The organism is Raoultella sp., from assembly GCF_039594335.1.
Lineage (GTDB): Bacteria > Pseudomonadota > Gammaproteobacteria > Enterobacterales > Enterobacteriaceae > Klebsiella.
The window spans coordinates 17,060-28,796 of the sequence record NZ_JBCNNS010000051.1; the positions used below are offsets into that span (position 1 = coordinate 17,060).

Consider the following 11,737-nt stretch of genomic DNA (forward strand, 5'->3'; position numbering starts at 1 on the left):
AGCCTCTGCCAGTTCTGCAAGATTTAAATCCAATGACAATAAGGCAGAGCCAAAACCTGTTGCTGACCACGCCCACAGGACGTGGTTTTCAGTTATCAATAAAAAAGCCGGATCGGGAACACCGATCCGGCCAGACAACGGTCTGTATTTATTGCTGTGCGAGCTGATCGCGGCGATATTCGCCCTGGCGCTCGAGCATCCAGCCTGGGTATTCGCGCGGCAGAGCGCTGACCGCATCCAGCTGGGTCAGCTCCGCCTCGCTCAGTTGAATATCGACGGCGGCGAGGTTATCCGCCAGCTGCCCGGGTTGTTTGGCGCCGATAATCACGCTGCTGACCGCCGGCTGATGCAGCAGCCAGGCAAGGGCAATCTGCGCGACCGAAACGCCTTTAGCCTCCGCGATACCGCGCATGACATCGATGCAGTCAAAGGCGCGATCTTTATTTACCGGCGGGAAATCAAAGGACTGCCGACGGCCTCCCTCGGCAGACTGACCGTCGCGATCGTACTTCCCGCTCAGCAGCCCCCCCGCCAGCGGACTCCAGACCATCAAACCGACGCCTTCACTCTGCATCATCGGAATCATCTCGCGCTCCAGATCGCGCCCGGCGATCGTGTAGTAGGCCTGCAGGGAGGCAAAGCGCGACAGCCCCAGGCGCGCTGAAATCCCCAGCGCTTTCACGATTTGCCAGGCTGCCCAGTTTGACACACCGATATAGCAGACATGCCCTTGCTGCACCAGGTTATCCAGCGCATAAAGCGTCTCCTCGATGGGTGTTGCCGGATCGAAACCGTGGAGCTGATAAAGATCGATATGATCGAGCTGCAGCCGTCGCAGACTCTCTTTGACGCTCCCCATGATATGAAAGCGCGAACTGCCGCGGGAGTTGACGCCGGCGGTACCGGTTTCGCCAAAGACTTTGGTGGCGACCACCACGTTCTCGCGCGAAACTTTCAGGTTTTTTAGCGCCTGACCGGTTAACATTTCCGCACGTCCCCCAGAATAGACATCTGCGGTGTCGATAAAGTTAATGCCCGCATCCAGCGCACTGCCCACCAGCTGTTCGGCCTCAGCCTGGCGCAACTGACCAATTTTTCCCCACATACCGCCTTCGCCACCAAAGGTCATGGTGCCCAGACACAGTCGGGAGACAAACAGGCCGGTGTTTCCGAATTTTTGATAACGCATGGGACTCTCCTCATCAGGATATTAAACCTCAGCGTTAACGTTATACGCCCGCGGCGGAGCGGGCGAATGGGGTGATTCTGTCTGTTCCTTGCCCAATTCTCTGAAAATCAGGCGATGAATAATAACAATGCGTAACCCACCAACCCCGCCCACAGCAGCAGAGGCAGAGAGTAAAGATGGAAGCGCCACCAGATGCGGCGATCAGACGCCATACGCAGCGCAATCAAATTGGCCAGCGAGCCGGGAAGCAGGCCAAAGCCGCCAACATTGACCGCCCAGGCCAGCAGCGTCGACGGAGGAACATAGTTGAGCAGCAAAATAGTGGCCGGTACGTTGCTGATAAACTGCGACAGGCCAATCGTCGACAGCCACAAACCGCCGGCAGAAAGTTGGCCCACACCGCTTAAAACCTGATGCAGCGCGGGAAGCTGCGTCAACAGATGAACGTCAATAAACATCACCATAAAGACCAGCAGGAGCGACCAGTCCACATGGATAATCACCGCCCGCGCCAGCAGCAGAAAGCCGAGAATAATCAGCCCCAGGCCCCACAGTTCGAGTTTCATTTCCAGGGCCGTCAGGAATATCAGATAAAACGCCAGGCAGCTCCACACCAGCTTCGGCTGCCAGGAGAGTGCCCGGTCCGCGCTTTGAAAATGCAGGCGGGTAGCGGAGAAACAGCACCAGCACAGCACCAGCAGTGTCAGCATCATTGCCGCCGCCAGCGGCAGCATTTGCCCGATAAACCCAAGGAAGCTGAGGCCAGAGCGCCCCCACAGCAGGATATTTTGTGGATTGCCGATAGGTGTTAACAAGGATCCGGCGTTGACCGCCAACGCCTCGAAAATAATCAGCCGGTTAACCGGTATCGCACACCACTTTTTCAATGTCAGCGTGAGCGGTACGACAATAAACAGCGCCACATCATTGGTCAGAAACGTCGAGAGCAGCGCCGCCGCAAGGACCATAAAAATGGCCAGCTGGCGCTCGGTGGCAAACCGACGCGCCATTTTGCGGCCGAGCACATCAAAGTAGCCGCTCAGCTCAATCCCTTTGGTCAGCAGCATCAAGCCGCTCAGGGTGATAATCGTATGCCAGTCGATAGCCTGGGGCCAGCTTTTTGGCGCAAACGGGACAAAGAAACTTAAGCCACAGGCGATGATCAGCAGTAAATGCAGAAAACGATCGCGAGCCAGAGACTGGATAAACGGAAGATTCATTCTCCTTGCCGCCCGTATTTAACAGTGAACTGATTAAATGCTGCCAGGGTCTCTTCACTGACGTGATGTTCCATCCCTTCTGCGTCACGACGGGCTATCTCCGGACTAACGCCCAGAACCAGTAAGAAATTCTCGACGATCTGATGGCGTTCGCGGCTCTCATGCGCCAGCTTCTCGCCTTCCGGGGTTAAAAAGACCCCGCGCCATGGGATCTGCTCAATCAATCCGACGCTGGCCAGGCGTTTTAACATTTTGGCCACCGTTGGTTGGGAGACTCCCAGACGCGCGGCCATATCAACCTGACGCGCCTCTCCCACTTCGCGGATCAGATCTGAAATCAATTCAACGTAGTCGTCAATCAGCTCCCGGCGGTGGGCTTCGCGTACCTGGCGAAACCCTTCAACGTGCTCTTCAACATTAACAAGCTGCGTCACTTTTTTTGTTATAGGTCTACCCGCGCGACGGTTCATTGTGCTTCCTCATACGTGTGACGCATCAAGCATCATCTCAAAAGAGCCCCATTGTAAATGATTGGGCCCATAGCACAAAAAATTAACGTTTTAGCCATAGCTATAAAATATAGCCTGTGCTATATCTGTATGTAATACAGACATCCTTCAAGGAGCGAAGGGCGAAATTACAGGAGGTCCCATGAACGAATTCAAGAGGTGCTTACGCGTGTTTACCCATTCCCCTTTTCAAGTCCGCTTAATGCTAATTCACATGCTGTGCGACATGATAAACGGCAAGAATCGCCAGGAAAAACCCCACCACTAAATGCGGCGTCGCGGTACGCCGCTTCATTTTTCTGTCACAACACCCTGTCAAACTGATCCGTTTCCCCGCGTTCTCACCACTTTTTTCAAGTTTTGTAAGCTTCCTCTCAAAACAATCTGTTATGTCTGGTTGACCTTATCATTTGCAAGCCCTATCTTTTGTCAGCCCTGCCACTACTGCGGCTCGCAGAGACCCTCTTCAGGCACTGTCCAGCAGGTTTTACCCCTTGATGCCAGGGGATGCACATGGCGTCTTTTTGATTAATAACTATGAATGTCACCCTGAAAGAAACGCTGGTCGCTCGCGGATTGGTCCCTAACCCGTGGACAGGATTTTATTTTCTCCAGTCTCTGCTGATTAACCTCGCACTCGGCTATGAATTTAGCCTGCTCTATACCGTCGCGTTTACATGCGTGCTACATCTGCTGTGGCGTCATGCCCCGCGAACACAAAAAGTCGTGGTAGGAGGCTACTCGCTGCTTGCCGCCTTCTATTACCCGTTTGGCCAGGCCTACGGTGCCCCCAACTTCAACACGCTGCTGGCACTTCACGCCACCAACGTCGAAGAGTCCACGGAAATTCTGACCATCTTTCCCTGGTACAACTACCTGCTGGGGGTCTTTATTTTTGCGCTGGGCGTGATTGCCGTGCGCCGCAAACCGGAAGAGCGTAATCCGTGGAGCAAAATGGAGGTGCTCGGACTGCTGTTCAGCATCGGCATCTTCTTTCTGCAGCCGGTGCAGAATCTGGTCTGGGGCGGCGTCTTCAAAGTGATTGATACCGGCTACCCCGCCTTCCGTTTCGTGAAAGACGTGGTGGTCAACAATAATGAAGTGCTGGACGAACAGGCGCGCATGACCCAGTTGGCCAATATGCGAGACAGCTGGCATGTGCTGGCGGTCAAACCCAAATATCAGCTTTACGTCGTGGTCATCGGAGAGAGCGCGCGCCGCGATGCGCTCGGGGCTTTTGGCGGCCAGTGGGACAACACGCCGTTCGCCAGTTCAGTTAACGGCTATCTGTTTAATGACTACATTTCCGCCAGCGGTTCGACGCAAAAATCTCTCGGCTTAACACTCAACCGGGTGATGGATGGCAAGCCGCAATACCAGGATAACTTCGTCACGCTGGCGAACCGCGCCGGCTTCCAGACATGGTGGTTTTCCAATCAGGGTCAGATTGGCGAATACGATACGGCGATAGCCAGCATCGCAAAGCGTGCAGATGAGGTGCAGTTTCTCAAAAATGGCGACTTTGAGGCCAATAAAAATACTCAGGATGAGCAGTTGTTAAAGCTAACCGAGCAGGTACTCTCCGTACAGCGGACCCAGCCGCAGCTGATCGTCCTGCATCTGATGGGATCTCACCCGCAGGCCTGCGATCGCACCAAAGGAAAATATACCGTCTTTGTGCAATCGAAAGAAACGTCCTGCTACCTCTACAGCATTACGCAAACTGATACGCTGCTTGGCAAGCTCTATCATCAACTACAGAATTCTGGTGAAAGCTTCTCGATGACCTATTTTTCCGATCACGGTCTGGCCTTTAAAGAACGCGGCAAAGAGGTTCAGTACCTGGCGCACGACGATAAGTACCAGCAGAATTTCCAGGTGCCGTTTATGGTGCTGTCCAGCGATGATAAAGCGCATAAAGTGATTAAAGCACGGCGCTCTGCTAACGATTTCCTTGGGTTCTTCTCGCAGTGGACTGGAATCAGCGCCGCCGAGATTAAACCTCGCTACCGTTTCATCTCTGAACAAGGCGCCGGGCCGACCTATATCACCAATTTCCAGCTTCAGAAAGTGGACTATACCCATCTGGGTACCGATCTGTTCACGACCCACTAAACCAGGCCCGCCGCCGGGAAGCCCGGCGGCAAATCGGGCGAACGCTAACGCCACGTATTTCAGGCAAAAAAATCCGCCCCTGTGAGGCGGATTTTTTATATCACCGAAGCGATTAGAAGCTGTAACCAACGCCAGCGATCCAGGTGCCAACGTCAACGCTACGAATACGAGACTGCTCGTAGGAGAAGTCCAGAGCAACGTTTTCGATCGGGTTGAACTGCAAACCTGCACCGTAAGAGAAACCGTAGTCGCTCATATCGGCCTTGTTCGGGTAGCTGTTGTCCTGGAATTTACCGTGACCGACGCCGACGACACCATAGATGCTAGCCCAGTCGTTCAGACGGTAAGCCGGACCTGCAGTGATGCCGTAGTACTGGCCTTTCTGGTATACGCCAGATTCAGTACGGTCTTTTTCGGTGTAGGTGAAAGAACCGATAACACCCAGCGGGCTATTGTCTTGCTCGTAACGGTACTTCAGGTTGAAACCGCCAGCTTTGTTAGCTTCACCCTGCATGTCGCTCTGAGCATAACCACCGGTAACGGTAGAAGTTGCAGCGAAAGCGGTACCTACAGATGCAGCCAGAACAACGGCCAGTGCTGAAAAACGTGCAATTTTATTCATAACCACCTCAAATGTGTTTCTAATAAGTCCTAAGTTTTAAATATATCAAAAATTCTCGGGAAACTCTTTTGACTTTACACTGTCTAATATACCTTTTCATGTAACCAAAAGTTTCCATAATTCTGTAACAAACTGGAAAACAACCGTTTTTGGCGAATACCCCACTATTAAGGCCGATAAATCCCCGCACGCGCATCCAGATTAATCCTAATCAACCGGTTAATTTCTCTTCGCATCTCGCCGTATTGTACGCTTCCAGGACCCGTTTTTTTCAACAATAGATAAACCGTCGCCAGGTAATTCATTTACACTGGAAGCTTTACCGCACCTGACAAACCCTGACAGGAGAAAGGATGCCCGGCTCGTCCCGCAAAATACCGGCATGGCTGCCGACACTGGTTATTTTAATCGCCATGGTCTCTATCCAGAGTGGCGCTTCGCTGGCGAAATCGCTGTTCCCGTTAGTCGGCGCTCCCGGCGTGACCGCTCTGCGCCTTGCATTAGGCACCTTGATTCTGGCGATCATCTTCAAGCCCTGGCGGCTGCGCTTTACCGCAGAGCAGCGTCTGCCCCTTCTCTTATACGGTCTGTCATTGGGGGCAATGAACTATCTGTTTTACTTATCGATTCAGCGTATTCCGCTGGGGATTGCGGTGGCGCTGGAGTTTACCGGGCCGCTGGCGGTCGCGCTGTTTGGCTCGCGACGTCCGCTCGATTTCGTCTGGGTAATCCTGGCCGTGCTCGGGCTGTGGTTCCTGCTGCCGCTGGGGCAAGACGTCGCGCAGGTCGATCTGACCGGCGCGCTGCTGGCGCTGGGCGCCGGGAGCTGCTGGGCCGTCTATATTCTGACCGGTCAGCGTGCCGGGGAAGAACACGGTCCGGCAACGGTGGCGATGGGGTCGCTTATTGCCGCCGCCGTCTTTGTGCCGCTGGGCATGCTGCAGGCAACCGACACGCTGTTCCAGTGGTCGCTGCTGCCGCTGGGACTGGCCATCGCCTTGCTCTCTACAGCGCTGCCTTACTCGCTGGAAATGATTGCCCTCACCCGTATGCCCACCCGCACGTTCGGCACGCTGATGAGTATGGAACCGGCGCTCGCAGCGCTATCGGGCATGGTCTTTCTCGGGGAGACGTTGACCTTTACCCAAACCCTGGCGCTCGGGGCTATTATCCTCGCCTCGATGGGTTCGACGCTGACGATGCATCGGGAAAGTAAAATCGAAAAAGTGGACATCCGCTAGCTGACGTTACCCTTTCTGCACGATGGTCTCGCGTCGTGCAGAACCGCGCGCCCACGCTGATTTTTTACGCCGTTTCACGCGTTTTTCAAAATAGCCAACGCCCTCGTACTATCAAACCGATAGGGACTACCACCCTCTCCATCCCTCAATCCATTGCTATACTTAATCACATTAGTAACCGGGGACAAGCGCTCCATTTAATTCACATTTGATGTATGACGAGTATAAATATCAAGAGGATATGAAACTATGAGTACCGCAAAACTGGTTAAAACGAAAGCATCCGATCTGCTCTATACCCGCAACGATGTTGCAGACAATGAGAAGAAAGCAACCGTCGAGCTGCTGAATCGTCAGGTGATCCAGTTCATTGACCTGTCGCTGATTACCAAGCAGGCTCACTGGAATATGCGCGGTGCCAATTTTATTGCCGTTCATGAAATGCTGGATGGCTTCCGCACCGCCCTGACCGACCACCTCGATACAATGGCTGAACGTGCTGTACAGTTGGGCGGCGTCGCGCTGGGCACCACTCAGGTTATCAACAGCAAAACCCCGCTAAAAAGCTACCCGCTGGATATTCACAGCGTTCAGGATCACCTGAAAGAGTTGGCTGACCGCTACGCGATTGTGGCTAATGACGTGCGTAAAGCGATCGGCGAAGCAAAAGATGAAGACACAGCCGATATCTTTACCGCGGCCTCCCGTGACCTGGATAAATTCCTGTGGTTCATTGAAGCCAACATCGCATAATCCAGCACACTCCCGCGTAACCAATCACCGTCAGCCTGGCTGGCGGTTTTTTTTCAGATTATCCTGACCTCTGACCTGATTTTTTTCTTCACTCCCCTGGCGCACTATTTCAGTGCACAACAATGCGCAAAATAAGTACAAAAGTAAAACAATTGTAATAATCACCTCACACAATCGTTACAGCAAGATTGTTTTACCATCAGTGTTTGCGCTAAAAATGAACGTGTTATTCGGTACGTTTATGACGCACCAGAATGACGCCCCATTACAGTGCGATTACCGTAACCTGTAACCGAAAACGTGCAACAGGATAGACTTCGTTTGTTATAAAACAATAAGTTGTAAAACTGGCACGATTTTTTCATATAGCTAAACGTTCTCGCAGGGGATCGTCCCGTGGATAAAAAAGGAAATACTATGAAGTCTGTATTAAAAGTTTCACTGGCTGCACTGACCCTGGCTTTTGCAGTTTCTTCTCAGGCCGCTGAAAAACAACTGATTGTTGCGACCGATACTGCGTTTGTTCCGTTTGAATTTAAGCAAGGTGATAAGTATGTCGGTTTTGATGTCGACCTGTGGGATGCCATCGCGAAAGAGCTAAAACTGAACTACACCCTGAAACCGATGGATTTCAGTGGCATCATCCCTGCTCTGCAAACGAAAAACATCGACCTCGCACTGGCGGGGATTACTATCACTGAAGAACGCAAGAAAGCGATCGAGTTCTCCGATGGTTACTATAAGAGCGGTCTGCTGGTGATGGTGAAAGCCAATAACAACGACATCAAAGATGTGAAGGACCTGAATGGTAAAGTCCTGGCAGTGAAAGGCGGTACCGGCTCCGTTGATTACGCCAAAGCCAATATCAAAACCAAAGACCTGCGTCAGTTCCCGAATATCGATAACGCCTATATGGAGCTGGGTACTGGCCGCGCCGATGCCGTTCTGCACGACACGCCAAACATCCTGTACTTCATCAAAACGGCTGGCCAAGGTAAGTTTAAAGCGGTCGGGGAATCGCTGGAAGCGCAAAACTACGGTATCGCCTTCCCGAAAGGCAGCGACGAGCTGCGCGAGAAAGTGAACGGTGCGCTGAAAACGCTGCGTGAAAACGGCACCTACAACGAAATTTACAAAAAATGGTTCGGTACTGAGCCAAAATAATAATCAGCGTTGATCGCTTACAGGTCTGCTGAATTCTGCTCACCCGGATAGGGCGCTGGCCACCATCCGGGGATCACCTTGCCGCAGACCTGAGTCACTTTTTCTCAGAGGTGCGCCTCTGTTTTTCGACACGGTAACAGGAACGAATTATGCAGTTTGACTGGAGTGCCATCTGGCCTGCCATTCCAATTTTGCTGGAAGGCGCCAAAATGACGCTGTGGATTTCCGTCCTCGGCCTGGCCGGCGGCCTGATAATCGGCCTCGTCGCCGGTTTCGCCCGCTGCTTTGGTGGCTGGATAGCTAACCATGTTGCGTTAGTCTTTATCGAGATCATTCGCGGAACCCCAATCGTGGTTCAGGTCATGTTTATCTACTTCGCCCTGCCGATGGCGTTCAATGATCTTCGCATTGATCCCTTCTCGGCAGCGGTCGTGACCATCATGATCAACTCCGGCGCCTATATCGCAGAAATTACCCGCGGGGCAGTCCTCTCAATTCATAAAGGCTTCCGTGAAGCCGGCCTGGCGCTTGGCCTGTCCCGTCGCGAAACTATCCGCCACGTGATTCTGCCGCTGGCGTTGCGTCGTATGCTGCCGCCGCTGGGTAACCAGTGGATCATTAGCATCAAAGATACCTCGCTCTTTATCGTCATCGGCGTCGCCGAGCTGACCCGTCAGGGGCAGGAGATTATTGCCGGCAACTTCCGCGCGCTGGAAATCTGGAGCGCCGTTGCCGTGATTTATCTGATCATCACCCTGGTATTGAGCTTTATTCTGCGTCGTCTTGAAAGAAGGATGAAAATCCTGTGATTGAATTTAAAAATGTTTCCAAGCACTTTGGCCCAACCAAGGTGCTGCACGATATCGATCTGAAGATCAATAAAGGCGAAGTCGTGGTGATTATCGGGCCATCCGGCTCCGGGAAATCAACGCTGCTGCGCTGTATTAATAAACTCGAAGAGATCACCAGCGGCGAACTGATCGTCGATGGCCTGAAGGTGAATGACCCGAAAGTCGACGAGCGCCTGATCCGTCAGGAAGCCGGGATGGTGTTTCAACAGTTCTATCTGTTCCCGCACCTGACGGCGCTGGAGAACGTCATGTTCGGGCCGCTACGCGTACGCGGCGCTAAAAAAGAGGCCGCCGAAAAACTGGCTAAAGATCTGCTGGAAAAAGTGGGGCTCGCCGAACGCGCGCACCACTACCCTTCCGAGCTCTCCGGCGGTCAGCAGCAGCGTGTAGCCATCGCTCGCGCCCTGGCGGTAAAACCTAAAATGATGCTGTTTGACGAACCGACCTCGGCTCTGGATCCGGAACTGCGCCACGAAGTGCTGAAAGTGATGCAGGATCTGGCGGAAGAAGGGATGACGATGGTTATCGTTACCCATGAGATTGGCTTTGCCGAGAAAGTGGCATCGCGACTGATCTTTATCGACAAAGGGCGAATCGCAGAAGATGGCGATCCGCAGGTACTGGTGAAAAATCCGCCAAGTCCGCGTCTGCGCGAGTTCCTGCAGCACGTCGCCTGATATCCCCAGGCTCCCCGCAGGCGGGGAGCCGCTTTGACTTTCCAGACACATCCCACACCGCTTCTCTCGTGATCAACCTCTATACTTAATGGTTTTGGAATGAGACGGAGGCGCCCGTGCCGTGGATCCTGTTACTGCTTGCAACGCTGTTTACCGCTCCACTTTCGGCAGCGACGCTGCCCGGCGTCCCGACCGCGACCGCTGAACAACCCGCCAGCAGTGAACCTGACCTCGAGAAAAAAAAAGCCGCCTATGCAGCGCTGGCTGACGTGCTGGAAAACGATGCCGCCCGTAAGGAGTTGATCGACCAGTTGCGCTCGGCCGCCGCCACTCCGCCGCCGGCCAGCACGCCAAAGCTGACGCCGCCGGAAGAGAAAGATGAGCGAACGGTACTGGAAAACGTCACCCAGGTGAGCCGTGAGTACGGTGAACGCTTTGCTTCGCGTTTCTCTCAGCTGTGGCGCAATATCACCGCCTCTGCGCACAAACCTTTCCACGCCGAAACCTTTCGCAACGCCGCGGGCCATTTCCTGCTGCTGACCGTACTGGTTTTCGCCTTCTGGTGGCTGGTACGCCTCGCCGCGCTGCCGCTGTATCGCAAAATGGGTCAGTGGGGGCGGCGCAAAAACCACGATCGCGGTAACTGGTTACAGCTTCCGGCCACCATCGCCAGCGCGTTTATCTTCGATCTGCTCCTGCTGGCGCTGACGCTCTTTGTTGGCCAGATGCTCAGCGATCGGTTTAACGGCGGGAACCGGACGATCGCCTTTCAGCAAAGCCTGTTTCTGAACGCCTTCGCCCTAATTGAGTTTTTTAAAGCTATTCTGCGGCTGATTTTCTGCCCACGAGTGGCGGATCTGAGGCCGTTTAACCTCAGCGATGACAGCGCGAAGTACTGGAGCCTGCGTCTGAGCGCGCTGAGCAGTCTGATTGGCTACGGCCTGATTGTCGTAGTGCCGATTATCTCCAGTCAGGTCAACGTCCAGGTCGGAGCGCTGGCGAATGTGGTCATTATGCTGTGCATCACTCTCTGGGCGCTGTATCTGATTTTCCGTAATAAAGCGCGGATTACCCAAGGGCTGCTGCACCTGGCAAACCGCTCTCTGGCCTTCTTTAGCCTGTTTATCCGCGCCTTTGCGCTCATCTGGCACTGGCTGGCCTGCCTCTACTTTATCGTGCTGTTTTTCTTTTCGCTGTTCGACCCCGGCAACAGCCTGAAGTTTATGATGGGCGCCACGGTTCGCAGTCTGGCGATTATCGGCGCCGCTGCGCTGCTCTCCGGTATCTTGTCACGCTGGATAGCAAAAGCCATCACCCTGTCGCCGCAGACCCAGCGCAACTATCCTGAATTGCAAAAACGGCTGAACGACTGGATCTCCGTCGCGCTCAAAGTGGC

The 11,737-nt window shown here is 53.6% G+C and carries 12 protein-coding genes; 8 read left to right on the forward strand and 4 right to left on the reverse strand.

The window, feature by feature from the left end; genetic code table 11:
• Positions 1 to 148: 148 nt before the first annotated feature.
• The 3 genes from ACZAHD_RS11240 to mntR all read right to left on the reverse strand — a co-directional run bounded on the left by ACZAHD_RS11240 (position 149) and on the right by mntR (position 2,879).
• Positions 149 to 1,189 (reverse strand): aldo/keto reductase, encoded by a 1,041-nt coding sequence (locus ACZAHD_RS11240; protein WP_462456840.1) that lies wholly within the window; start codon positions 1,187 to 1,189, stop codon positions 149 to 151.
• 107 nt (positions 1,190 to 1,296) lie between these two features.
• A complete protein-coding gene (locus tag ACZAHD_RS11245) occupies positions 1,297 to 2,409 on the reverse strand; it encodes an SLC13 family permease (protein ID WP_462456841.1) in 1,113 nt (370 codons plus the stop codon).
• Positions 2,406 to 2,879 (reverse strand): manganese-binding transcriptional regulator MntR, encoded by a 474-nt coding sequence (gene mntR / locus ACZAHD_RS11250; protein ID WP_100684043.1) that lies wholly within the window; start codon positions 2,877 to 2,879, stop codon positions 2,406 to 2,408. Before mntR ends, ACZAHD_RS11245 begins: the two co-directional genes overlap by 4 nt.
• 181 nt (positions 2,880 to 3,060) lie before the next feature.
• Between mntR and mntS the strand changes: the two genes are divergently transcribed.
• Together mntS and ACZAHD_RS11260 are read left to right on the forward strand one after the other, a co-directional pair.
• Entirely contained in the window at positions 3,061 to 3,186 is a 126-nt protein-coding gene (gene mntS / locus ACZAHD_RS11255) for a manganase accumulation protein MntS (RefSeq protein ID WP_462456842.1), read from the forward strand.
• A gap of 269 nt (positions 3,187 to 3,455) precedes the next feature.
• Positions 3,456 to 5,033: a phosphoethanolamine transferase gene (locus tag ACZAHD_RS11260; protein WP_462456843.1), complete on the forward strand. Its 1,578-nt coding sequence runs from the start codon at positions 3,456 to 3,458 to the stop codon at positions 5,031 to 5,033.
• Positions 5,034 to 5,145: 112 nt separating this feature from the next.
• On the opposite strand, the gene ompX is transcribed toward ACZAHD_RS11260, so the two are convergent.
• Positions 5,146 to 5,655, reverse strand: coding sequence for an outer membrane protein OmpX (ompX, locus tag ACZAHD_RS11265; protein ID WP_462456844.1), 510 nt, complete (start codon positions 5,653 to 5,655; stop codon positions 5,146 to 5,148).
• A gap of 353 nt (positions 5,656 to 6,008) precedes the next feature.
• Between ompX and rhtA the strand changes: the two genes are divergently transcribed.
• The 6 genes from rhtA to ybiO all read left to right on the forward strand — a co-directional run.
• On the forward strand, positions 6,009 to 6,896 hold the full coding sequence (rhtA, locus tag ACZAHD_RS11270; RefSeq protein ID WP_462456845.1) for a threonine/homoserine exporter RhtA: 888 nt from the start codon (positions 6,009 to 6,011) through the stop codon (positions 6,894 to 6,896).
• 249 nt (positions 6,897 to 7,145) lie between these two features.
• Entirely contained in the window at positions 7,146 to 7,649 is a 504-nt protein-coding gene (gene dps, locus ACZAHD_RS11275) for a DNA starvation/stationary phase protection protein Dps (protein ID WP_032688708.1), read from the forward strand.
• Between the two features lie 417 nt (positions 7,650 to 8,066).
• Positions 8,067 to 8,813: a glutamine ABC transporter substrate-binding protein GlnH gene (glnH, locus tag ACZAHD_RS11280; RefSeq protein ID WP_462456846.1), complete on the forward strand. Its 747-nt coding sequence runs from the start codon at positions 8,067 to 8,069 to the stop codon at positions 8,811 to 8,813.
• A 149-nt stretch (positions 8,814 to 8,962) separates the two neighbouring features.
• Positions 8,963 to 9,622 carry a glutamine ABC transporter permease GlnP gene (glnP, locus tag ACZAHD_RS11285; RefSeq protein ID WP_100684049.1) on the forward strand — a complete coding sequence of 220 codons (660 nt, stop codon included), beginning with the start codon at positions 8,963 to 8,965 and terminating at the stop codon, positions 9,620 to 9,622.
• On the forward strand, positions 9,619 to 10,341 hold the full coding sequence (gene glnQ / locus ACZAHD_RS11290) for a glutamine ABC transporter ATP-binding protein GlnQ (protein WP_004859814.1): 723 nt from the start codon (positions 9,619 to 9,621) through the stop codon (positions 10,339 to 10,341). The genes glnP and glnQ overlap by 4 nt, the downstream gene beginning before the upstream one ends.
• Positions 10,342 to 10,457: 116 nt before the next feature.
• A partial coding sequence (gene ybiO / locus ACZAHD_RS11295; RefSeq protein WP_462456847.1) for a mechanosensitive channel protein occupies positions 10,458 to 11,737 on the forward strand: 1,280 nt, incomplete at its 3' end.

Excerpts from the sequence above, each read along its gene's own strand:
- dps (WP_032688708.1), top strand. The coding sequence starts at position 7,146 with ATGAGTACCGCAAAACTGGTTAAAACGAAAGCATCCGATCTGCTCTAT.
- mntS (WP_462456842.1), top strand. The coding sequence starts at position 3,061 with ATGAACGAATTCAAGAGGTGCTTACGCGTGTTTACCCATTCCCCTTTT.
- glnP (WP_100684049.1), top strand. The coding sequence starts at position 8,963 with ATGCAGTTTGACTGGAGTGCCATCTGGCCTGCCATTCCAATTTTGCTG.
- ACZAHD_RS11260 (WP_462456843.1), top strand. The coding sequence starts at position 3,456 with ATGAATGTCACCCTGAAAGAAACGCTGGTCGCTCGCGGATTGGTCCCT.
- ompX (WP_462456844.1), bottom strand. The coding sequence starts at position 5,655 with ATGAATAAAATTGCACGTTTTTCAGCACTGGCCGTTGTTCTGGCTGCA.
- rhtA (WP_462456845.1), top strand. The coding sequence starts at position 6,009 with ATGCCCGGCTCGTCCCGCAAAATACCGGCATGGCTGCCGACACTGGTT.
- mntR (WP_100684043.1), bottom strand. The coding sequence starts at position 2,879 with ATGAACCGTCGCGCGGGTAGACCTATAACAAAAAAAGTGACGCAGCTT.
- glnH (WP_462456846.1), top strand. The coding sequence starts at position 8,067 with ATGAAGTCTGTATTAAAAGTTTCACTGGCTGCACTGACCCTGGCTTTT.
- ACZAHD_RS11240 (WP_462456840.1), bottom strand. The coding sequence starts at position 1,189 with ATGCGTTATCAAAAATTCGGAAACACCGGCCTGTTTGTCTCCCGACTG.
- ACZAHD_RS11245 (WP_462456841.1), bottom strand. The coding sequence starts at position 2,409 with ATGAATCTTCCGTTTATCCAGTCTCTGGCTCGCGATCGTTTTCTGCAT.